This is a genomic window from Bradyrhizobium sp. in8p8 (genome assembly GCF_000426845.1).
GTDB lineage: Bacteria > Pseudomonadota > Alphaproteobacteria > Rhizobiales > Xanthobacteraceae > Bradyrhizobium > Bradyrhizobium japonicum_C.
This window is the reverse complement of the sequence record NZ_AUGD01000006.1, coordinates 1-21,919: the sequence shown is the minus strand read 5'-3', so window position 1 is coordinate 21,919 and position 21,919 is coordinate 1. Positions and strand designations below refer to the sequence as shown.

Genomic DNA, 21,919 nt, shown 5'->3' with positions numbered 1-21,919 from the left:
GGATCAAACAGTCGAACTCGGGCTGGTTCGTGCAGACGAGACCATCGACGGAAATTGACTTGCGAATGCGCGAGTTTTGGGTTGAACGCGCGATCCGTCGATCACCTCGAGCCGGCCGCAGCGGTTCAGCGTGTGCAGCTTCCTGCCCGGCCAAAGCGGTCCTGGCCTCAGCGAGTGGCGGACGATCTGCCTGAATGTCGTCGGCGACAGTTCGACGACCTCCGCTAGCGCAAGGGCTGCGCCGTAGCCATCGGAACAGTCCTGGACCGGTCGCCACAATTTGCCATTGAGGGTGACGAAATTCCCCGCCGGCCGCGTGCTTGCGCGGTCGATGAGGACCGGATTGCTGGCGTGGGGCGACCAGGGTCCCAAGAGACGATCGGCGCAATAGATCGCGAGCGAATCCGAATAACCGCCGGTTCCGTCGCGCCAAGCGCCAAACAGATAATGCAGGCCGTCATGCTGCGTGATGGTCGCGTCCGCCAGTTCAAGTCCGGACAGCAGCGTCGCGTGCCGCTCCCACTTGTCCGGAAAACGAACGCACTTGTAGAGCGTGACGTCGCCGTTAAGCGAGCTCTCCGGGATCATCCACAGGGCGCCGTCGCTCTCGATCAGAAAGGGATAGGAGAGGTGCCAGGGCTCCTCCAGCACAGGCACGACTTCTCCCACCGGGCCCGCGTCGTTGAACTCGATCGCCGAAATGATGCCCTTTCCGACGCGGTGATCGAGATCCTCAAAGAAGACGAAAGTTCGTCCCTGCCACGTGATGGGAAAGGGATCTGCGTAGAAGTGGTTTCCAGGATCTCCCAGAACCGTCCAGCTTGGGCCCGACAGATCTCCGGTCTGCCAGACGCCCGCGCCATCATTGAAGCGCCAGCCGATATGCCAATGCGGAGCATAGCAGCAGAGACGATAAATCTCTTTTGCGATCGATACGGCAAGGCCGCGAGCAACAAAGCCGGCGGGTCCGCGGCGTGGGCCATTTCCGGCCGGCCGGGCCAACTGCGGGACAATGCGCGGCCTTCCCGACAGGATCGCCGCCACCATGGTCAGGGTTCGCGCCATGACCGTTTCAAGCGCGCCGCTGAGGCCCGCGGCAATCTCCGCCGATGGATGGCCGCGGTCGAGAACTGAACCGTCGATCTCGTTGATGATGTCGATCACGGGCAGGTCGCCGGCGAGAATGGCGGCCAGCGCGGCGTTTTCGCCTGCGGCTTCATTGAAGAGCGGACGAAGATACAGTCGGGCAGAGCAGTTGGGATCCCGCGCGGCGCTCGTAAAATCGACGATCACGTCCGCCGCGTCGCCGTCAGCCGATGCCCGTTCCGGAATGACCTTCAGTCTGTCGGCGCCGCTGCGCTTGCCCTTGCGCAACACCATGCGTTCGAGCTCGAACAGGGCATCGAGACCTGCGGGCCGCGCCTCCGCCGTTGGCATCCATACGATCTGAACCGGAACGTCTCGGCCATCGACGGACAGCATCTCGCGGTCCATCCATTGCCGCGCGTACTCGCGCTCACAGCGAAACTCGATGATCATGTCGAGCCAATCTCTTACAACCCTATTCAGGTCAAGTGACCTGCTCGAGAATGCGAACGTATTCCTCCACCATAGCATCTACCGAATAGCGCAATCGCAGGCCTTTGGCGTTTTGTCGCAGCTCGACGCTCAGTTGCTTGTCCGTCAGCAGCCTGGAGACGGCCGCGGAGAGCTGTGCATGGTCGGAGGCATCGACGAAGAGCGCAGTCGGTCGTCCTTCGTAACACAACACTTCGCGCAGGACGGGGAGATCAGTCACGACGGAGGGAACACCGGCATTCGCAGCCTCGACCGCGGCCAGACCGAAGGTTTCTGCCTGCGTCGGAAATACGAAGACGTCCAGACAGGCGAGGAAGTCCGCCATCCGGCCGGGAGGGATTTCCCCGAGCAGATGCAGTCGGTCTGATACTTTCATGTCACGCGCAAGCTGCCTCAGCCGCGCCTCGTCGGCGCCCTGGCCGGCGAGCGCAAGGTGCCAGGACGGTTGCTCAGGCAGCAGACGTATCGCCATATCGAGCCGCTTGTGCGGATGCAGCCGTGCTGCGCAGCCCAGCAAGATGCAATCCTGCGGCAGGTTGAACTCTTGTCGAGCAACCTCCTTCGACAGCGTGAGGGCCTTGTCGTCGAAGCCATGCGGCACATGCACCATGCGTGACCGGTAGGCCGCGGGATAGCGCGAGTACTCGCGTTCCATGTCCTTCGAATTGAGCGTGATGCGGTCAAAGAAGCCGAGGCTGCCCATCACGATATCGGCGGTACGGACGGGCCAGCTCATCGACAGCGCGGACGAGACCTGATTTGCGACGACAGGCGCGCGGCTGACGAGGCGCGTCACACTGCCGCCGATGACGTTGCCGAAATGCTGGAACGTCAGGACGGCGTCGGGCCGGGTGGTCCTGAGATGGTGCCTGAGCGTCCACAGCATCCGCAGCAATGCCACCGGATTGCCCGGCCGGCGCGGCGCGCAATACAGTGTATCGGGCGGCTCATCGAACGAATCTGATTTGCGAAAGAAGAACAGATTGGTGACCCGATAGCCGCGAGCGGTTAGGCCGGCGCCGAGAAGCCGGGATATCTCCTGCGCACCGGCGTTCTCTGCCTGGGTCTGCGCGAGAAGCACGTGCAACTTCGGCCCGTCTCCGTCATTCCGGGCGAGTGCCGTTGCGCTCGCTTCGCCCGGTTCCCTTTTCGGTTGATAGTGGAGCACGGATCCTGACCCGCCAAAGAAACGAAATCTTCACCTTCTTAACTCCGTACCTACCATGCAGGCGCCGCATGGACACCGACTAGCGGCAAACGGAGTTAATGCCAGGCTGTGGTCACAACATCGTTCGCGCCGCAACTCCGCTGGTTGCAGGCCCATATGCGGCGAGCACGTTAACCAACCTGTCTTGCGCGCTGCCGAAGCGTGATTGGGGACCGAGCGGCCGCGCAATGGCAGCTAATCACGCGTCTCCGCGCCGCGGACAGCATAGTTGCCGCGCCTCCATCCAGAGAAGCGCAGGAGCACGAGAATTGAAGGATCCACTCCGGACCGGCGGCGGCAGAGGACGTTCAGGGCAATGGTTGCAAGCGAGAGCGACACGGTCGCCGAAATCGCTGCGCCAAGCACGCCGAGCCAGGGGATGAGGACGAGGAATCCTGCGAGCCGCAACGCGACGTTGACGGCGACGACCGGAACATAGATTCGTTCATGGCCGGTCAGTTGCAGGATCGCAGCGGCGGGGCCGCCTGCTGCCTGGATGGCGGTTCCGATCGCGAGCACGATCAAGACCGCATGCTGTGCGGTGAAGTGCGGTCCGAACAGGTTGAGGAGATAGGGGCCGCCAATCCAGATGATGGCGAGGCCGGCGACAACGCAAAGCGCTGTCACTTCCGCCATCAATCGCAAGGTTCGCTCGAACTCCCGATGGTTCTTGCTGAAATACAGTGAAGGAAGTCGACGCGCGCCGAACGTGTAAAGCGCTGCGGACAGCATGGCGAAGATGTTGGCCAGTCGCGAGGCCGCAAAGTAGACACCGGCCGTCGCCGGATCCAGCATCCAGTAGACCAGAATGACGTCGAAATACTGGTTCGCCGCTTCGAGGATCGATGCCAGCCAGAAGTGAAGGGCGCTCGATCGCCAGCGGGGCGTTTCGGATCGCGCCGGCGTGTTGCGCAAGTCCGGCAACACTCGCGCGATCGAAACGATCTGCGCAAGCAGGCCTACCGACATGGCCACTGTCATCACCGCGAACAATTCAGTGGGATCGAGTTGCCGATGGCCGAGCAGCATGACCAGTAGAAACAGCACCACGATGGCTCGCCAGAAGAACTCGCGATTGCCTTCCCCCATGAGGATGCTGACGAGCGAGCGTGCGATCTGGCTCCCGAGCATTACGCCGGCATTGACGGCCGTGTAGGCCGACACTGCAATGATCAGCAGCCACCCATCGCCTCGCGCGCCCGCGACGACGGCGATCCCGGTGATCACGATCAGCATTGCGGCTGAAGTGATCTTGAAGCTCGACAGCAGGACGCCTTTGGTAAGATCTGGCCGGCCGCCGACCTGATACTCGTTCAGGAATCTGACCAGCAGCGATTCCTGGCCGACCAGTCCCATGACGGCTGCGATCTGGGCGACCGAAAGCCAGGTCGCGAAGATACCGAACCCATCGGGCGACATCGTTCGTGCCGCGAGCGAGAATAATGCAAACGCGAGCACGCCGCTGCCAACCTTGAGGAGGATGGTTCCGACAACACCGCGCGTGACGTCGCGCCGCATGAACTGGAGGATGGATTCGATCATGGAAGGTTAAGGGGCAGCGCTCCCTCGGAGAGACATGTTCCGATAGTGCCGACAATCTAGCATGTCGAAGAACCGCGAGTGTTAATGGACGACTTGCAGGAACTCGCCCGCGGCGACGATGTCGCGGTGGCGCCGGCTGCTTCAGTCTGGAACATCGCCGTCCTCATTGTCCCAGATCGTGCAAGGTCCAGCTCAATCGATTGACGGCTTGGCGTCGCCATCCGCGAGCGAACAAGGCGAGATCAGCCGGTCAAGGACGGGTTGGCCGCTGGGATGTCGCCAAGCTGTCAGAAGGCGAGACTTGCAGGGCATTCCGAGCAAGGCGCGTGCCGGCACGGCGGCCGCGAGATTTGGCACTTCCAGTCATTAACCTCGATCTCCGGAATTGACCGGACTTGGCCCTGCGATGCGGCATCGGGCGAGAGAATTGCACTGGAATGGCCGTTAACCTTGGGAGCCTCAGCCATGACGACGGATAGACCCGTAACCGAGCCAGCCGATGGCGGCGAGAACGCGGAGATCGTGATCGTCGGCGGCGGCCTTGCGGGATCGCTTGCGGCGGCCGTGTTGGCGCGGGCAGGGCATCGCGTCGCTCTCGTCGACAAGCGCGCGGTCTATCCGGACGAGTTCCGGGTCGAGAAGATCGGCGGCCATCAACTGGATTTGATTCGCAAGCTCGGCTTTATCGATGCGCTCGAGCATGTCGCTTGCCGATATGACCGGGTGCTGAATATCCGCGAAGGCAAGGTGGTCGATGTCAGTGTCGGTCAGGCGTATGGATTTTCCTATGCCAGCCTCGTGGCCACGGCGCGTAGCCAGATCCCCGATTGCTCCAATCTGATCGTCGACGAGGTCATAGCGATCAGCAACGGCGACGATGTTCAGCATGTCGAACTGGCCTCCGGCCGGCGCTTGACTGCGCGCCTCGTCGTTCTGGCCACCGGCATGGCGGGAGTCCTGGGTTACAAGCTCGGCATCAGGCGCCGTGTGCTGGCCGAGCGCCACTCGGTGTCGTTCGGCTTCACGATCGCTCGCCGGGACGGCATCCCGTTCGATTTCGAAGCGCTCACCTGCTATGGCGAACGTACGGCGGACGGCATCGACTATCTGAGCTTGTTTCCCGTCCGTGACGGCATGCGGGCCAATCTCTTCATGTTCCGCGATCCGACCCACCCAATCATGCGCGAACTGCGCCGGGAACCGGAAGCGACAATCTTGCGCCTGCTGCCGGGATTGCGCTCCTACCTCGGCGATTTCCGCGTGACCGACAGGGTCCAGAATTGGGTGATGGACCTGACCGTCGTAGAAGGGCATCTGCTGCCCGGCGTCGTGCTCATCGGCGATGCGTTCCAGACCAACTGTCCCGCCGCCGGCACGGGCGTCGCCCGCCTGCTGGTGGATGTCGACCGGCTCTGCACCGAATACGCGCCGCAATGGCTCATGAGCGCGGGCATGGGCCGTGAGAAGATCTCGCAGTTCTATTCCGATCGCGAGAAGATTGCAGCGGACCAGCAGTCGCTGAAGATGGCGCGCTTCCGTCAAGCCCTGACATCCCGCAATGGTGTCGGCTGGGACGTGCGGCGACGGTTGCACTTCCTGCGGCGAAGTCTGACACACCGCGTCGATCAAATGCACCCCGGTTGGATTGGGCGTATCCGCGGCGCATTGCGCGCCTGAGCTTTGCACTTGGTCGTGTGCCGTCGATCAACGCGTAGGAGCTGGGGTACGAGCGGGCTGGAGCCTCAGGTCCGAAAGCCGCTTGACCGCCAACTTGAGCCAGGGAGCCTGCTTCAGGGCGAAGAGGGCGACCGCGCCCACGGGACTGCCGGCTTTCGTGACAGCCCACACCGGCGAAGGCTGCCCGCCGAACAATTTCTTGTATGGCTCGTCGCCGATGGTGAAATCGAGCATCCGATCTCCGCGCTCGATACAATCACGCGCCACCTGCTCGAACATCAGCGCGCCGAGAGACTGGCTCTTGTACCCAGCAATGTCGAATGCGCTCATGATGATGAGGAAGCTGCCCCGATGACACAGCCCGAGCACGGCGGCAATCACTTCGCCGTCCATCTTCATGGCGTAGAGGCGGACGAAGGAGCCAAGGCCGCGAAGCGCTACGTCGGAATAGAAGCCGTAGTATTCAGGGCGCTGGAGCAGGTCCCCGTCGCCCTGTGCGTGAAAGCGCGGGCCGCGAAACTTGCGCATCACGTCCAGTGCCTCGAGGACGGAGGCGCTGTCGCCGCAGCATGAGAAGCTCAGCGAGCCCTTCTTCTGGAGCTGACGATACTTCTTTGCGAGCTCCTTCTGGTAGGAGCGGTCCATCGCACTGGCCCGCCATTGCTCGAACGGTGCCATGAGAATCGTCGCGTAGGAATTCGTGTCCATCGACACACGGCGGGACGCAGCGAGGAGTTTTTCGATCGGAAGCCGTCCGTCAGGCAACTTGGTCAGTCGGAGCAGATCGAAGGGGCGCACAAGCCGCCGGATTTGCGAGCTTGCGGTTGCATCGTCGAGCAGTTGTGAAAACACGTCCGGGCTGCAGACCGGTACCAGATAGTCGGAAACGCGGAGGTCGGCGAACTCGACCGTTCGTATTGGACCGCGCCGGATTCTGAGCAGGGGCAGCACCATCGCAAGGGCCCCCGTCGCGCGGTGGCGGACCACGACGACCAGAGGCGTTGCACCCGCTTCCGGCGCGAGCCTGGTGTAGAGGCAATGCAGCCAGATCGGGTGCTGGAAGGCCGTAGCAGCCGAGCGATCAAACAGCTCTGCATATTCCGGAGATAGAAAGTCGAAAGACTGCTCGATGACGATGTCGAACGTGTTGCCAGGCTTGTTCATGAGCAATCAGGGAAATCCGGGTCATTCGCGAGCGGCGATAAGCCGCAGCTGGCATATAGCAAGGTTGTTACGGGTCAGGCACCGGAAGCGTGCGATTTGCATTAATGCGTTCAACCATGCTCGTATCGTTACCAAACTCCTAAATCCCGGAGACGCATGGCATCGCTCCGCAGGAGATGGCGAACGCGTGGTACTTGTCGCAAGTCGCGCCGCAGCTTCATCATCGGAACGAATCTCATTGTCCACGGTGCCCTGACGCGCGGTATGCAATTCTGAGGCGCTAGCGCTGGAAAAGCTAAGTCGGACGGTTCGGGCGCTGAAAAGCTTCAGCGTCTCGTCGAGGATGAGCTCGCTCGCCTGGCTCCAGTCGTCAAGGCGAGCGGACCGAGCCGCGGGTGGGCTCTTGTCAGAGCCGTACCGCGCTCGTCGTGAACGCTTGGGCGACCGGCTCCTGAACGCGGTTCAGGATCACCATTCCTGCAACGGCGATCACCAGGGCAGCAACGCAGCCAAGTACGAAAGCCTTCATCCTCAGCCTCCCTCGATTGGACCATCAAGCCATGTATACGACACAGCTTGTCGCGAGCAAGCTCGTCGATCGCTCGCGGGCATCGGGACCCATCGGGCTGTTGCGCTGCACGGTTCGGAACGGAAGGACGGTCTGAAAGTTTCTTGCAGGCCTAGTGAGCGCATCGGAGGACCCTGCGTGAAATTTCCGAAAGCGATCTTGTGCTTCGCAGCACTCTGTTCGATTGAAAGCGCCTTCTCGATTGAAAGCGCCTCGGCCCAGCCGGCTCAAACCAACTCGTCGGCGACGCAACCCCCTCCTGAAGAGAAGGGCCAGGCACAGCCGCAAGGCTGGACCGGGCCTATCAATACCGGCGCGGGTGGTGCGCCGGCCGGAAGTCCCCAGGGCCAGAGTCCGCCCGGAATGCAGGCAGCTCCTCAGGGGTCGTCCAAAACGACGACGGCACCGGCCAAGTAGACGCGGCCTCGTATATTCAGTTCTGCCGTCTGTTCTGGCAATCTTGATGATGCGATCGTCAGGCATGGCCGGGTGTGAAATGAACAGATCACCGTTGTGTACAAGGGTGGCCGTAGCGCTGTTGATCATCTTTGCTGCATCATCCGTGCAAGCCGACCTGGTCGGGCATGGCGGCCCCATACGCGCTCTAGCCGTTTCTCCGGATGGCAACAGCCTTCTCTCCGGCAGTTTCGACACGGCGGCCATTCGCTGGTCGCTCGAGACGGAGACCGCACGGCAAGTGCTGCGGTACCATGCGGACGGCATCAACGCGGTCGCCTTTCTGAAGGACGGTCGCATGATCACGGCCGGGGCCGATGCGCGAATTGCGGTATGGACTCCGGGCCGGCCGGAGCCGGACCGGGTGCTGGAGGGACATCTCGCTCCGATTATGGCGCTTGCCGTGTCGCCCGATGGGGCGCTTCTCGCATCGGGGTCATGGGACCGAACGGTGCGGCTCTGGTCGCTGGCGGACGGCACGTCGCGCGTGCTCGAAGGGCATACGCAGAACGTGAACGGCGTCGCTTTCCTGCCGGACGGCAGACTGGTCAGCGTCGGCTACGATCTTGCTCTGCGCATCTGGCGTTTGCCGGACGGCCAGCCCGACACCGTGACGCTGTCGGCGCCGCTGAACGCCGTTGCCGTGGCGCCGGATGGTGAGATCGTCACAGGTGCGGTCGACGGCAAGCTGCGCATGCTGACGAAGGATGGCAAGGTCGGCGGCGAGGTCGCGGCCGGTCCCGCGCCGGTGGTGGCCTTGACGGTGTCGGCGGACGGCATGCTGATCGCAGCGGCCGGTGTCAATGGCACGGTGGCGATCGTCGATCGCAAGTCGCGCAACCTGCTCCGCACGCCGGTTGGGCCCGGGTTGCCGGTGTGGTCCGTTGCGTTTCTCCCGGATAGCGAGACGCTGCTCACGGGAGGTGCGGACGGCAGGATCAGGCGTTGGGATGCGCGGACCGGTACTCCCGTCGGTTCGACTCCGGTGGGATCCGATCCGCTTGCCGCTTACGCGGGCGACCACGGTGCGGATGTTTTTCGGGCGTGTGTTGCCTGTCACACGCTGTCGGACAAGGAGGTGCAGCGGGCGGGTCCGACCCTTTCGGGACTGTATGGCCGCAGGATCGGTTCACTCCCAGGCTATCGCTTCTCCGACGCGCTGAAGACCATGGACATCGTCTGGACGCCGGAGACAGTCGCAAGGCTGTTCGAAATCGGACCGAACGCCTATACGCCGGGCACCAAGATGCCGGAACAGCGTATCGGCTCGCCCGAGGACCGACGCGCCCTCACAGACTTCCTGGGCCGCGCGACGTCGCGATAGCGGCCCTCATATGAGTTCAAATTCTTTATATGAAGACTCCGCATCTCCGGATGCTGCTTCAAGATTTGGATGACATCGATGGTTGGGTGAGCGGCTTCGGCAACGCAGAGGTCGACAGCCGTGCCATCTTCTTGCCCGTGGCCTCGGCTCTGCGAGCGACGATCGCCGTTACCCGCCAACTTCTGTGCCTTTGTCAGCGGTGGAGCGGCAGCTTCGGCCACTCAGCCGGCGACAGCGCTGAAGACCACGGACTTCGACAGAGCTGTGCTGACACGAGACATGGTGATGCCTCCCGGCGACGATGTCTGTTCGTCTTGTCTAGTCCTTGCCGTTGCGTTGACGTAGATAGTCATCCGTCGTGCGCGGCGGCGTTCGTTCCGGAACTCCCTTGAACGGATCGAATTGCTGTTCGCTCATGACGATGACGCGGCAGTCGGCGCACATCCTGAGCGCCTCGAGCCGCTTGTCGCCAGCCGGATACATCCAGTGCCGGCCTTCGAGCTTGGCCGCGATCCGCTCGATTGTGCTCTTCACTCCGAATGGCGTGCCGCAGCGGACGCAGAGCGCCGGTTCTTCCTCCTTAAGGATCACGGCGGGCGCGCGGGACGCGCGGAAGTCAATCTGCGGCTTGAGGGCAACGACTTTCTCCGGACAGGTGCTCTGGCACAGGCCGCATTGCACGCACGCATCCTCGATGAACTTCAGCACGGGCCGCTCGGGATCCTCGCGTAGCGCGCCGGTCGGGCAGGCGGAGACGCAGGACAGGCACAGTGTGCAACCGTTGGCATCGATGGTGACTGCGCCGACCGGCGCCCCCCGGGGAAGGGGAATCACGTCCACCGGCTTCGGCGCCAGCCGATGCAGTTCGCTCAGGCCAAATCGCAAGAGGTCACGCCGCTTGCCGACAGTCTTGAAAACCGCCGGCAGCGCGACGGCGGCGAGCATCTCGATATCAGCCAAATGCTCGCCGAGCACATCGGGATCATCCGTTTCGATGGTGGCGAGGCGCCGGCCCTCAAAGCCGAGGCCGCCGAGGATCGCATCGGCCGTTGCGACCGTCTGTGACAGTCCGGTGATGTCGTGGCGCGGCTTGGCACGGAGCAGGAAGCGCACAGCGGATACGCCATAGGCGAAGGCACCGACAATCGCTTCCAGTCCCACCTGCGTAAGCTCGTTGACGGCAAAGGGAAGCACGTTGGCCGGGAGGCCGTCGCCATGCCGTGCGAGGGCATCGATCAGAGGCGTGCCGTGCGGGCCGTCGTGAAACAGCAGCACTGCATCCGCGCCACCGGCCTCGCGGTAGGCGAGCAGCATGGCGCGAAGTCTCTGAAGCTGCGTATCGGCGGGTGGCAGCGCGTAGGACAGCGCGCCGGTCGGGCAGGCCGCCGCGCATTGGCCGCAGCCCGCGCAGATATTCGGATCGATTGCGACATGATCGCCGACGGGCGTGATCGCCCCGGTCGGGCAGAGATCGAGGCAGCGATGGCAGCCGGTGCGTTTCGAGCGCGAATGGGCGCAGAGCGTCGGTGCAACGTCAACATATTTCGGCTTGTCGAAGCTGCCGACGAGATCGCGCGCGGTCAGCACGGCGCGCAGCATCGCGGCGGGATCCCCCGGGTCGGCGCGCAGATAGCCGTCGCGCAGGTCGTGAGCGGGAAACAGCGGCATATCCCCGGACAGGTCGAGCACGATGTCGCAGCGCGAAGTGACTCCGCTTCGCGGCGGATCCAGCACGAAGCGCTCGCGCGAGGAGGGCCGGGGACGCGCATAGTCGTCGATCGCAAGCTCGAAGGCGCCGAAATGTCCCTTCGCGGAGCGGATCCTGCCCTTGACGACGGGGAAGGCCGTTGCAGTCGGCCGCACGGTGTCGTCGAACTGCTTCAGCATCACCGTGACGTCGAGATGGTCGGCAAGCAGGCGGCCGGCCTCGATCGCGGTCTCATCGCGCCCGTAGATCAGGATCACGCCCTCGCTCGACAGGGTGACGAGCGGATAGTCCGGGGACGGGATGGAGGCGGATGCGAGCAGGGCGGCCATCTTCGCACCTGCTCGTGCGCCGTCTTTCGACCATCCGGCCGTTTCGCGGATGTTGACGAAGCTGATCGCATCGGCCCGTTCGCCGGCCTCTTCCGAAAACTGCGCCGCCTGCTGCGTGCAGGCGACGGTCAACGCGCCGTCTGTCGCGGCAATCTTGCGGAAATGATCGAGTTCGGCACCACAGAGATGGCGAAAGCTCTTGACCTCGCTGCCGGGGCATCCGCGCCGCATTGCGGCCACGTCGAGACGCATCGTGTCTTCGCACGAGCAGATCAGGACGGTCTTCGCTGGTTGCTCCAGGTTAATCCCTCCGCCATTCGGATGCCGACGACGGACTCGCGCCGACCCTTCGTCTCGTATAGACATTATCCATCGGGAAGAAAAGGAAAGCGGAGGACGGCCTGCCGTCGACCCCAGTGAGTCATGTTTCCCTGGCGGAACCGGTCCATCTGCCGCCGCCGTTCACATTGGTGCGGCTGCGCGAGAGTGGCGACGCTTTCGCCCATGCATGCCGCATTGCGCCGGAGAGCGGCGCCGGAACACTCGTCTATGTAGGTCGTTTCGACCTCGCAGAGTTCGCCGTGGTGCTGGAGCCATTCGAGCCGTTGCGCAGCGCGCGGCGCGCGTTCTACGCCGGCATGGTCGCACTGACCGATGCGCTTCGCGCCTATGCGCCGCCGAGCAAGCCGATCACGATCGACTGGCCGGATGCGGTCAGGATCGACGGGGGACTGGTCGGCGGCGGACGGATGGGGTGGCCTTTTGCCGCTGACGAGGATGCGCCGCCGCGCTGGCTGGTATTCGCAGCCATGATCCGGACTGTTGCGATGAACGAAGATGAACCCGGCGTTCACCCGCTGGCCTCGGCACTCGATCAGGAAGGCTTTGGCGAGGCTGGCGCGGCGCAGATCACGGAGAGCTTTGCCCGCCACTTGATGCTAGCGCTCGACGGCTGGCGCGTCGATGGCTTTGACAGCGTCGCGCGCGACTATCTCGCTCGGATGCCGCGTGAAAGGCAGACAGTTCAGCGCATTGATGATTGCGGCGATCTGCTCACGCGCCGCCTCGGTACGGACGAGACCGAGCGGAGCGATCTCGTGCAGGCGCTTGCGATGCCATCCTGGCTCGATGCGGCGCTCGGAGGACCGCGCTCATGAAGCTCCTGCGTACGATCGCACTCGATCCCTCCGACACCTTCGTATTCGAAGTGGCGGCAGAACCGGGCGAATGGGCCGTCTCCGGTGCTTTCCGCTTTTGGGATTGTGACGGGTCGAAGCTGGAAGGCAAGGCGCGCGCGGCGTTTCGCGGCGGCTTCCTCGGGGTGCAGTCCTGGGGCTGGTCGACGCTGGCGCAGATCGTTCCGGCGACCGAAGACGACTACCGCAGCCTGGTCGATCTCCTTGCGCGGCAACTGGTCGAGCGCTTCGGTGCGCCTGACATGTCGGCGGCGAAGACGGCCGCCGAAGAGGAGGTCGCTTTCGCACAATCGCTGTGTAGCCATCCGATCAGCTCTCTTGTTGCAGTGCACCGCACATCGAGCGACGGCGAGGTCCGCGAGTCATTCCGTCGCCTGCAGCTGCGCGAAGGGCAGGGGCATAGCAAGGCGTTCTCGTTCATGGAGTTGGACGACGATGTCCAGCCTGACCACGAGCTCAAACTCGCGGAACTGGGGCGGGGGCCGATCCTCAGATGAACGATTTCTGGATTGCCTGCGGCCATCATCTGCTCGACCGCGACGAGGGCGGTGGGCTCCGTGTCACCGACGAATTCCTCAAGGCCTATTTTGCGCGTCCCGAGCTGATGCCGCCGGACGACGCGTGCCCGGTCGAACGCCGGCTGCACCGCGAATTGCTCGCCCACCCGCGACAAGCGGTCGGTAAGGACGAGATCGCCGGGATTGTCGATGCGGATGCCCGGGAGAACTGGCAGTTCGTACTCGCGTTTCGCGATCTTTTGCTGCGGCATCCGACGCTCGAGGCCGCGTATCTTGCCTCGGTGCGATCAGGGACGAACGATCTGCCGCCGCTGTTCGTCAACCAGCTCTCGCATGTCATCCTGCGGAACGCTCTCGATGGCTGCGATGACCCGTTCGTGCTGCGTGCGGCCGAATTGTTCTTCCGGACCCAGCGAATCCTGCCGCACGAGCACGCCTTGTTGCTCGGCGACGAGGAGATCGTCGGTGGCCGGAGCCCGACCCCGGTGCTCTCCCTGATGTCGATGCTGGGCGCCACCACCGATGTTGTGGTCGACGTGCTCAGCGAGGAGAATGCCGAGGCCTATTGGCAGCGCAGCGACCAGTTCGATCTGGCCCTCGACCTGACGGCCGGCGGCCGCGGACCGGCGGCGCTGGCGCAGGCGATGACGCGCTGGGTCTCCCATCTGCTCGGCATCGAGGTCGTGATCGAGCCGCTGCGCGCGCTGCATGAGGCAAAGTTCACCTGGTATGTCGGGCTCGATGCGGATGCCACCAGGCTTGGCGATCGTCTGTGGCACGGCGAAGAACCAGGCGAGCGCGACACTGATCGTGTGCTCGCGCTGTTCCGGCTGACCTTCCTCGATTCGAGCTGCGCGCTTGACGACCTCCGGGGTGAACCGGTCTACCTGATCCTGTCGATGACGCCCGATCAGAAGCTTCGGATGAAACCGCAGAATCTGTTGATAGGATTGCCGGTGAAGCGTCTGGAGATGGCGACATGAGCTCCGCGGCGTCGCCGTCTCTCTCGATTGCCGTCGGTGTCGTGGTCGAGCGGCGCAGATCTACCTCGCCCTGGGTCGATTTCGTCTGGCGCGGCATCGCGGTCCTTCCGGACGAGCCGGCGACAGAACCCTGGACCGTGCTCCGCGAGCAGGACGGTTCGACCCTGTTTTATGCCGGCAGTGCGACCGTCGATCTCTATCCGTCCGAGACGGCACGCTATCGCGACAATCTCGTCTCCGGCAGTCCGAGCATCTGGACTGTACTGTCGCCTGCGGAAGGCGCCTGGCCCTATGCCGTGACGGCGGTGACCGCCGACCCCGCAGAGGGCGAGGGGTTCACCGAAGCCGCCGACAATCTCGTCGAGGCGGTGCCGATGCCCGAGGCGCTGCGCGAAGCAATTGAAAGATTCGTCGCCGAGCGCCATGTGGAGCGGGAATTCGTCAAGCGCAAGCGGCGCCGCGCCGACCCGGAGGCGTTGGCACGGCGCGATCAAGAAGGCGACAGGAATGAGTGAGGAGGACTTCCTTGCACGTTGGTCCCGCCGCAAACGCGAATCGCGGGCGGAGCCGACGAAGCCTGCTGCAGCGCAATCCATGCCGCCGTCCGAGGCCGAGGACGGCGAGACCGAGTTCGATCTCTCGACGCTGCCTTCGATCGACGACATCAATGCTGCGACCGACGTCACGGCGTTTCTGGCCAAGAGGGTTCCACAGGAGTTGAGTCGTGCGGCCCTTCGCCGCGCGTGGGCGACCGATCCTGCCATTCGCGACTTCGTCGGCCTTGCGGAGAATGCATGGGACTTCAACGACCCCACTGCGATGCCGGGCTTTGGCCCGCTGGATTGCTCGTCGGAGGAGCTGGCCGCGCTGGTCGATCGCATTGTTGGTGGAGTGCGCGAAGCGGTCCAATCTCTTCCCGATGCGTCCATCGAAATGCCGGTTTCAGCGGATTTGCATGGCGCCGATGTGACAATGATTTCCAATAGCGTTGAGCCCTCGGCCCCGCCGGAGCAACCGCAGATCTCTATTGCGGTGCAACCGCCGGCGGTTGGTCATTCGGACGAGACGGCCGAGCCCATCAGACTCCGCACGCACGGTGGTGCACTGCCGCGCTAAGCAGCGCGACCAAAGGCTATAGGCTCAAGCTATGGCAGACGGTTGACGGTCCGCGGAGCCAGGACTACGCTTTCATGAGTGCCTTATAAGAAAAGGCAATAATCAAGCAGACGGGACTCGGATGGGAGGTCCACGTGCGGGATGAGGGGCTTGATCGCGCGATCGATGCCGCAGGCGGCATTGCTCAGCTTGCACGCAAAATCGGCATCAGCCAGCCCTCTGTCTCGAATTGGACCCGCGTGCCCGCACAGCGGGTGATTGCGGTCGAAACCGCCACTGGTGTTTCCCGGAACGATCTTCGGCCGGATCTCTACAACGAACAAGCCGGCGCAGCGCAGCCCGTCGATCCGGTCGATGCTGCGCGCGCGCAGGAATACTCGCTTCTGGCAACGTTGCTCTCAGCGCCGCCGTCGAAGCGATTGCTGGAGCAGCTTGCGGCATTGACCAGCGATGCGACGCCGCTCGGCCGTGCGCATGCAGCGCTGGCCGACGCCGCCTCGAGCGCCGTTGCCGCGAAGGTGGAGCGGGAATATTTCGACCTGTTCGTCGGTCTCGGCCGCGGCGAATTGCTGCCCTATGCCTCCTACTATCTCACCGGCTTTCTGAACGAACGGCCATTATCCCGCCTGCGCGGAGACCTGACGAGGCTCGGCATCGAGCGGATTGCCAACAATTCCGAGCCCGAGGATCACGTCGCGATCCTGTGCGAGATCATGTCGGGCCTTGCTGACGGCCGCTTCGGTGCTTCGCCCGAGGCGCAGCGTGCCTTCTTCGACAAACACGTATCGCCCTGGATGGGACGGCTATTCGCAGACATGGAGAGCGCCGGGAATGCGCGCTTCTACGGTGCGGTCGGCGCGCTCGGTCGCACCTTCATCGAGATCGAGACGGAAGCATTCACATTCGCCAATTGATCGACGCGCGTCGGTCCGGGAGAGATGCCATGAGTGACGAGACGAAAGCAAAGGTCGGACGTCGCGACTTCCTGCGCCAGGTCGGGATCGGCACGGTCGGCGCCGGCGCGACGCTTGCGACCCCGTTGGTCGGGACCGCCCAGGCGGATAGCGAGAACAACGATGAGAAGCGCAAGGCGCGCTACAAGGAATCCGATCACGTGAAGACGTTCTACCGCGTCAATCGTTACCCGGCGTGAGAGGGAGGCTGCCGTGCTTATCAAGCGAACAAACCAGCGTTCCGATCGCCGAGGCTCCGTTGCCGAGTCCCTCGCAGGCCAGGCCGGCGGACTGGATCGCCGCACATTCCTGCGCAGGTCCGGTCTGGCTGGCGGTGCTCTCGCCGCGCTGGGTGCCATGCCGGTCGGCAGCGTGCGGAAGGCTGAAGCGGCTGCTGCCGGCCCGCTTGCCGCTGGCGCTGTCGTCAAGAAGAGCATCTGCACGCACTGTGCGGTAGGCTGCACCGTCACGGCGGAAGTGCTCAACGGGGTCTGGATCGGGCAGGAGCCAAGCTGGGATTCGCCGATCAACCGCGGCTCGCACTGCGCCAAAGGCGCATCGGTGCGCGAGCTCGTGCACAGCGATCGCCGCCTGCGCTATCCGATGAAGCTCGTGAACGGGCAGTGGACGCGCGTGTCCTGGGACATGGCGGTGAACGAGATCGGCGACAAGCTGCTCCAGGTCCGAGAGAAGTCGGGCAGCGATTCCGTCTATTGGCTCGGCTCCGCCAAGATGACCAACGAGGGCGCCTATCTGTTCCGCAAGCTCGGTGCGTTCTGGGGCACCAACAACACGGATCATCAGGCGCGAATCTGCCACTCCACCACCGTCACCGGCGTCGCCAACACGTGGGGCTACGGTGCCATGACGAACAGCATCAACGATATGCGCAACTCCAAGACGATGCTGTTCATCGGCAGCAACGCGGCGGAAGCGCATCCCGTCAGTATGCAGCACCTGCTCGAATCCAAAGAGCTCAACAAGGCGAACTTCATCGTCTTCGATCCGCGCCTGACCCGCACCGCGGCGCACGCCACCGAGTATGTCCGTATTCGCCCCGGCACGGACATTCCGGTGCTCTACGGCATGATGTGGCACATCCTGAAGAACGGCTGGGAGGACAAGGAGTTCATCGCCCAGCGCGTCTACGGCTTCGACGATCTGCGCAAGGAAGTCGAGAAGTGGAATCCCCAGGAGGTGGAACGCGTCACCGGCGTGCCCGCAGCCCAGCTCGAACGCGTCGCCAAGATGTTCGCCACGCAAAAGCCGGCGACCATCATCTGGTGCATGGGACAGACCCAGCACACGGTGGGCACCGCCAACGTGCGGGCAAGCTGCATCTCGCTGCTGATGACGGGGAACATCGGCAAGGCGGGCGCCGGCGCAAACATCCTGCGCGGCCATGACAACGTGCAGGGCGCAACCGATGTCGGCCTCGATATCGTGACGTTGCCGTTCTATTACGGCCTTGCGGAAGGCGCCTGGAAGCACTGGTCTCGAGTCTGGGAGGTCGATTACGACTATCTCGTCTCCCGCTTCGACGAGAAGAAGCTGATGGAGACGCCAGGCATCCCGCTGACGCGGTGGTTCGATGCCGCGCTGTTGCCGAAGGCAGATGTCGCACAGAAGGACAACGTCAAGGCCGTATTCGTGCAGGGCCACGCCAGCAACAGCATCACCCGCATTCCGGAGTCGCTGAAGGGCCTGAAGGCGCTGGAGCTGTTGGTGATCGCCGATCCGCACCCGACCACCTGGGCGTCTCTGGCGGTCGAGGCGGGACGCAAGGACGGCGTGTATATCCTGCCTGTGGCCACGCAGTTCGAATGCACGGGATCGCGCGTCGCTTCCAATCGCTCGATGCAGTGGGGCGAGCAGATCGTCAAGCCGATCTTCGAATCGAAGGACGACCTCGAGATCATCTATCTCATGGCAAAGAAGTTCGGCTTCGCCGACAAGATGTTCAAGAACATCGAGGTCGAGAACAATCTTCCGGTTGCCGAGGACGTGCTGCGCGAGATCAACCGCGGAAGCTGGTCGACCGGCTATTGCGGCCAGTCGCCGGAACGCATCAAGGCGCACATGAAGAACCAGCACAAGTTCGATCTGGTGACCATGCGCGCGCCCAAGGACGATCCGGAAGTCGGCGGCGACTATTACGGCCTGCCGTGGCCGTGTTGGGGTTCGCCCGAGGTGAAGCATCCGGGATCGCCGCTGCTCTACAATAACAACCTGCATGTGATGGATGGCGGCGGCGCGTTCCGTCCCCGGTTCGGCATCGAACGCGAGGAGAAGCTGCCGGACGGCACGACGCGGAAAGTCAGCCTGCTTGCCGACAAGTCGTTTTCCAAGGGCTCGGAAATCGAAGACGGTTACCCCGAGTTCACGCTAGCGAGCCTGAAGAAGCTCGGCTGGGACAAGGACCTCACCGAGGCTGAGATGGCGACCATCCAGAGGGTCAATCCTGCCAATCCCGATGCGGTGTCCTGGGCGATCGATCTCTCAGGCGGGATCCAGCGGGTTGCGCTGAAGCACGGCTGCGTGCCCTTCGGCAATGGCAAGGCCCGCATGAATGCGTTCGGTCTGCCCGATCCGATTCCGGTGCACCGCGAACCGATCTATACGCCGCGCGTCGATCTGGTGGAAAAGTATCCGACTCTGCCCGATGCCAAGCAGTTCCGCCTGCCCAACATCGGCTTCTCCGTCCAGAAGGCGGCGATCGAGAAGGGCATCGCCAAGCAGTTTCCGCTCATCCTCTCCTCGGGACGCCTGGTGGAGTATGAGGGGGGCGGCGAGGAGACGCGCACGAACCCGTGGCTCGCCGAGTTGCAGCAGGACATGTTCATCGAGATCAGCCCGGCCGATGCCGCCGATCGCGGCATCAAGGATGGCGGCTGGGTCTGGGTGAGCGGCGCCGAGAACAGTTCCCGTGCCAGGATGAAGGCGCTGGTGACAGAACGCGTCGGCAAAGGCGTCGCCTGGATGCCGTTCCATTTCGGCGGCTGGTTCGGCGGCAACGACCTGCGCAAGAACTATCCCGCCGGCACCGATCCGATCGTGCTGGGCGAGAGCGCCAACACGATCACGAGCTACGGCTACGATCCTGCGACGGGCATGCAGGAGCCGAAGGTCACGCTTTGTCAGATCGTCGCAGCCTGAGAGGAGCACGCACATGGCTCGGATGAAATTTCTCTGCGACGCTGATCGCTGCATCGAGTGCAACGCCTGCGTCACCGCCTGCAAGAACGAGCATGAGGTCCCCTGGGGCATCAACCGGCGCCGCGTCGTCACCATCAACGACGGCAAGCCGGGCGAGCGCTCGATCTCGATGGCCTGCATGCATTGCACCGATGCGCCTTGCGCCGCGGTGTGCCCTGTCAACTGCTTCTACACCACCGCGGATGCCGTGGTGCTGCACTCAAAGGATCTTTGCATCGGCTGCGGCTATTGCTTCTATGCCTGTCCGTTCGGTGCTCCGCAATATCCGAAGGTTGGGAACTTCGGATCGCGCGGCAAGATGGACAAATGCACCTATTGCGCTGGCGGTCCGGAGGCCGACGGCAGCAAGGCCGAATACGAGAAATACGGCGCGAACCGGCTCGCCGAGGGCAAGCTGCCGCTGTGTGCTGAAATGTGTTCGACCAAATCCTTGCTTGCGGGCGACGGCGAGATCATCGCCCAGATCTACAAGGAGCGCGTCATGAAGCGCGGCTACGGCTCGGGCGCTTGGGGCTGGAAGACCGCCTACCGCGAGACGATCGAGTCCTGACGTGGCAACCGACGGGCGCGCAATACCGGGGAGGACGTGATGGCGTCGTTTGGAAGGTTCATTCGTCTGGCGGTGGGAGCCTGGGCGCTGCTTCTCTTGGTGACGGCGGCGCCCGCGGGTGCGCAGCAAGTCAACCCGACCGCAAGCGCGGTCAAGGAGCAGCAGCTTCTGCAGGAGCTTAACCGGATCCAGGGACGCGTCAGCATTCCCGATCAGCGCTCCGGTGTTCTCGAGCAGCCGCAGGGACGCGAATGGCGGGAATTCCGCGATGTGACGCTGCGATGGATCGGCGGCATTGCCATCCTCGGCATGATCGCCGCCATCGTGATCTTCTATCTGACCGTCGGGATGGTGCGTCTCGAAGCCGGACGGTCAGGTCGCACCATCGTGCGCTTCAACGCGTTTGAGCGGTTCGTGCACTGGCTGACGGCAAGCTGCTTCATCGTGCTGGCCATTTCCGGGCTGAACATCACGTTCGGCCGGCCGTTGCTGCTACCGCTGATCGGCTTCGAGGCCTTTTCGGAATGGTCGCAATGGGCGAAGTTCGCTCACAATTATCTGAGCTTCCCCTTCACCCTCGGCGTCGTCCTGATCTTCCTGATGTGGATCGGCGGTAATATCCCAAGCAAGGTGGATGTCGAGTGGGCCAAGCGCGGCGGCGGCCTGATCGGGCACGACCATCCGCCGGCCTACCGCTTCAACGCCGGACAGAAGATGATCTACTGGATCGTCGTGATCGGCGGCGGTCTCGTCGCGGCAAGCGGCTACGCGCTCATGTTTCCGTTCTACGGCACCGGGATCGAGGGCATGCAGATGGCCCAGATCGTCCACTCCATCGTGGCGGTCCTGTTCGTCGCCGCGATGATCGCGCATATCTATATCGGCACCATCGGGATGGAAGGTGCTTTTGAAGCCATGGGCTCGGGCGAGGTCGACGTCAACTGGGCTCGCGAGCACCATAGCCTCTGGCTGGACGAGCAGAAGGCGCGAACCGGACCGAACGACGGACAGCCGCAACCCGCAACCGCGGCGGCCGAATAGGTCGGAGCAGCAACGCGGGTGCTCCGACCTACCGAGCTGGCTCTTTTGCAAACAGGACGGAGCCGTCCTGCAGCTCCTGCTCGGAAAGTGTGTTCGCTGGGTTCCATTGAAACGGCCGTTCCGGCTGGCAATCTAGTGCCGACCGTCAACTTGGTCGTCGAGGTGGATAGTCGCTTGTCAACGGAAGCGCCGCATTCCGCCCCAGCGTCGCGACCGGCTGAGCACAGATTCTTCATGTGAAGCAGCCATTTGACTTTCGTTCTGTCGGCTCTTCAGCCGTGAGCTCGAAAGTGGTCCATCTCTTGCTCTCGCCAGTATGAGACCTCTTGATAAACGTCATACTGCGGAGCGGGGCGGATGGATCGAGCGACGGGACGGACTTCGGGGGCGATTGAGCCCGGACCGGTGATGCTGCTTGGCGGGCTTATCGCCGCCAACGTCGCTGCATGGGCCTGGGCCCTCGCGGCGTTCGGCGACCGGCCGACCATCATGGCGACCGCGCTGCTGGCCTGGGTGTTCGGCCTTCGCCACGCCGTCGATGCCGATCACATCGCCGCCATCGACAACGTCGTGCGCAAGCTGATGCAGGCGGGTGAGACGCCGCGCAGCGTCGGCCTCTATTTCGCCCTCGGCCATTCCACCGTCGTCGTCGTCGCGACCATGCTGCTGGCATTCGGCGTCGTCAGCCTTGGCGGCGACAGCCTGCTCAAGGAGATCGGGGGCCTGATCGGGACATCGGTGTCGGCGCTGTTCCTGCTCGTAATCGCAGCCATCAATCTCGCCATCTTCGCCG

Annotated in this window: 19 protein-coding genes; 13 read left to right on the top strand and 6 right to left on the bottom strand. The window is 63.4% G+C overall.

From position 1 onward, the window contains the following. Window positions 1-3: 3 nt before the first annotated feature. The 3 genes from K408_RS0116730 to K408_RS0116720 form a co-directional block, all read right to left on the bottom strand. Window positions 4-1,539 (bottom strand): glucosamine inositolphosphorylceramide transferase family protein, encoded by a 1,536-nt coding sequence (locus K408_RS0116730; RefSeq protein WP_024339990.1) that lies wholly within the window; start codon window positions 1,537-1,539, stop codon window positions 4-6. Window positions 1,540-1,570: 31 nt separating this feature from the next. Further along, the gene (locus tag K408_RS0116725) at window positions 1,571-2,746 is read right to left on the bottom strand and encodes a glycosyltransferase family 4 protein (protein ID WP_024339991.1); all 1,176 of its coding nucleotides are present in this window, start codon (window positions 2,744-2,746) and stop codon (window positions 1,571-1,573) included. A 234-nt stretch (window positions 2,747-2,980) separates the two neighbouring features. Then, a complete protein-coding gene (locus tag K408_RS0116720; protein WP_024339992.1) occupies window positions 2,981-4,327 on the bottom strand; it encodes a lipopolysaccharide biosynthesis protein in 1,347 nt (448 codons plus the stop codon). Between the two features lie 465 nt (window positions 4,328-4,792). Between K408_RS0116720 and K408_RS0116710 the strand changes: the two genes are divergently transcribed. Further along, window positions 4,793-6,004 (top strand): FAD-dependent oxidoreductase, encoded by a 1,212-nt coding sequence (locus K408_RS0116710; RefSeq protein ID WP_024339993.1) that lies wholly within the window; start codon window positions 4,793-4,795, stop codon window positions 6,002-6,004. A 27-nt stretch (window positions 6,005-6,031) separates the two neighbouring features. On the opposite strand, the gene K408_RS0116705 is transcribed toward K408_RS0116710, so the two are convergent. After that, window positions 6,032-7,168, bottom strand: coding sequence for a GNAT family N-acetyltransferase (locus K408_RS0116705; protein WP_024339994.1), 1,137 nt, complete (start codon window positions 7,166-7,168; stop codon window positions 6,032-6,034). Between the two features lie 406 nt (window positions 7,169-7,574). Continuing rightward, entirely contained in the window at window positions 7,575-7,697 is a 123-nt protein-coding gene (locus K408_RS43910) for a hypothetical protein (RefSeq protein WP_283805277.1), read from the bottom strand. Between the two features lie 535 nt (window positions 7,698-8,232). Between K408_RS43910 and K408_RS0116695 the strand changes: the two genes are divergently transcribed. After that, window positions 8,233-9,516: a c-type cytochrome gene (locus tag K408_RS0116695; RefSeq protein WP_024339995.1), complete on the top strand. Its 1,284-nt coding sequence runs from the start codon at window positions 8,233-8,235 to the stop codon at window positions 9,514-9,516. Between the two features lie 318 nt (window positions 9,517-9,834). Here K408_RS0116695 and K408_RS0116690 read toward each other — a convergent pair whose 3' ends face one another. After that, window positions 9,835-11,805: a 4Fe-4S binding protein gene (locus tag K408_RS0116690; protein WP_024339996.1), complete on the bottom strand. Its 1,971-nt coding sequence runs from the start codon at window positions 11,803-11,805 to the stop codon at window positions 9,835-9,837. Window positions 11,806-11,969: 164 nt separating this feature from the next. Between K408_RS0116690 and K408_RS0116685 the strand changes: the two genes are divergently transcribed. The 11 genes from K408_RS0116685 to K408_RS0116635 all read left to right on the top strand — a co-directional run. After that, entirely contained in the window at window positions 11,970-12,710 is a 741-nt protein-coding gene (locus K408_RS0116685; protein WP_024339997.1) for a biotin/lipoate--protein ligase family protein, read from the top strand. Next, window positions 12,707-13,246 (top strand): DUF6505 family protein, encoded by a 540-nt coding sequence (locus K408_RS0116680; RefSeq protein ID WP_024339998.1) that lies wholly within the window; start codon window positions 12,707-12,709, stop codon window positions 13,244-13,246. The genes K408_RS0116685 and K408_RS0116680 overlap by 4 nt, the downstream gene beginning before the upstream one ends. After that, window positions 13,243-14,250, top strand: a complete 1,008-nt coding sequence (locus K408_RS0116675; protein ID WP_024339999.1) for a DUF6352 family protein — start codon at window positions 13,243-13,245, stop codon at window positions 14,248-14,250. The genes K408_RS0116680 and K408_RS0116675 overlap by 4 nt, the downstream gene beginning before the upstream one ends. After that, window positions 14,247-14,765 (top strand): DUF3305 domain-containing protein, encoded by a 519-nt coding sequence (locus K408_RS0116670; protein WP_024340000.1) that lies wholly within the window; start codon window positions 14,247-14,249, stop codon window positions 14,763-14,765. Before K408_RS0116675 ends, K408_RS0116670 begins: the two co-directional genes overlap by 4 nt. After that, window positions 14,758-15,366: a DUF3306 domain-containing protein gene (locus tag K408_RS0116665; RefSeq protein ID WP_024340001.1), complete on the top strand. Its 609-nt coding sequence runs from the start codon at window positions 14,758-14,760 to the stop codon at window positions 15,364-15,366. The genes K408_RS0116670 and K408_RS0116665 overlap by 8 nt, the downstream gene beginning before the upstream one ends. A 134-nt stretch (window positions 15,367-15,500) precedes the next feature. Then, on the top strand, window positions 15,501-16,280 hold the full coding sequence (locus tag K408_RS0116660) for a molecular chaperone TorD family protein (protein ID WP_024340002.1): 780 nt from the start codon (window positions 15,501-15,503) through the stop codon (window positions 16,278-16,280). A 29-nt stretch (window positions 16,281-16,309) separates the two neighbouring features. After that, window positions 16,310-16,519, top strand: a complete 210-nt coding sequence (locus tag K408_RS0116655) for a twin-arginine translocation signal domain-containing protein (RefSeq protein ID WP_024340003.1) — start codon at window positions 16,310-16,312, stop codon at window positions 16,517-16,519. 13 nt (window positions 16,520-16,532) lie between these two features. Beyond that, window positions 16,533-19,475 carry a formate dehydrogenase subunit alpha gene (locus K408_RS0116650; RefSeq protein WP_024340004.1) on the top strand — a complete coding sequence of 981 codons (2,943 nt, stop codon included), beginning with the start codon at window positions 16,533-16,535 and terminating at the stop codon, window positions 19,473-19,475. A 13-nt stretch (window positions 19,476-19,488) separates the two neighbouring features. Then, entirely contained in the window at window positions 19,489-20,085 is a 597-nt protein-coding gene (gene fdh3B, locus K408_RS0116645; protein ID WP_024340005.1) for a formate dehydrogenase FDH3 subunit beta, read from the top strand. A gap of 39 nt (window positions 20,086-20,124) precedes the next feature. Then, window positions 20,125-21,126, top strand: a complete 1,002-nt coding sequence (locus K408_RS0116640; protein WP_024340006.1) for a formate dehydrogenase subunit gamma — start codon at window positions 20,125-20,127, stop codon at window positions 21,124-21,126. A 357-nt stretch (window positions 21,127-21,483) separates the two neighbouring features. Then, a partial coding sequence (locus tag K408_RS0116635; RefSeq protein ID WP_028145907.1) for a HoxN/HupN/NixA family nickel/cobalt transporter occupies window positions 21,484-21,919 on the top strand: 436 nt, incomplete at its 3' end.

Coding starts and splice junctions, on each gene's coding strand:
- K408_RS0116640 (WP_024340006.1), top strand. CDS start 20,125: ATGGCGTCGTTTGGAAGGTTCATTCGTCTGGCGGTGGGAGCCTGGGCG.
- K408_RS43910 (WP_283805277.1), bottom strand. CDS start 7,697: ATGAAGGCTTTCGTACTTGGCTGCGTTGCTGCCCTGGTGATCGCCGTT.
- K408_RS0116655 (WP_024340003.1), top strand. CDS start 16,310: ATGAGTGACGAGACGAAAGCAAAGGTCGGACGTCGCGACTTCCTGCGC.
- K408_RS0116705 (WP_024339994.1), bottom strand. CDS start 7,168: ATGAACAAGCCTGGCAACACGTTCGACATCGTCATCGAGCAGTCTTTC.
- K408_RS0116680 (WP_024339998.1), top strand. CDS start 12,707: ATGAAGCTCCTGCGTACGATCGCACTCGATCCCTCCGACACCTTCGTA.
- K408_RS0116695 (WP_024339995.1), top strand. CDS start 8,233: ATGAACAGATCACCGTTGTGTACAAGGGTGGCCGTAGCGCTGTTGATC.
- K408_RS0116665 (WP_024340001.1), top strand. CDS start 14,758: ATGAGTGAGGAGGACTTCCTTGCACGTTGGTCCCGCCGCAAACGCGAA.
- K408_RS0116670 (WP_024340000.1), top strand. CDS start 14,247: ATGAGCTCCGCGGCGTCGCCGTCTCTCTCGATTGCCGTCGGTGTCGTG.
- K408_RS0116675 (WP_024339999.1), top strand. CDS start 13,243: ATGAACGATTTCTGGATTGCCTGCGGCCATCATCTGCTCGACCGCGAC.
- K408_RS0116690 (WP_024339996.1), bottom strand. CDS start 11,805: ATGCGTCTCGACGTGGCCGCAATGCGGCGCGGATGCCCCGGCAGCGAG.
- K408_RS0116720 (WP_024339992.1), bottom strand. CDS start 4,327: ATGATCGAATCCATCCTCCAGTTCATGCGGCGCGACGTCACGCGCGGT.
- fdh3B (WP_024340005.1), top strand. CDS start 19,489: ATGGCTCGGATGAAATTTCTCTGCGACGCTGATCGCTGCATCGAGTGC.
- K408_RS0116710 (WP_024339993.1), top strand. CDS start 4,793: ATGACGACGGATAGACCCGTAACCGAGCCAGCCGATGGCGGCGAGAAC.
- K408_RS0116730 (WP_024339990.1), bottom strand. CDS start 1,539: ATGATCATCGAGTTTCGCTGTGAGCGCGAGTACGCGCGGCAATGGATG.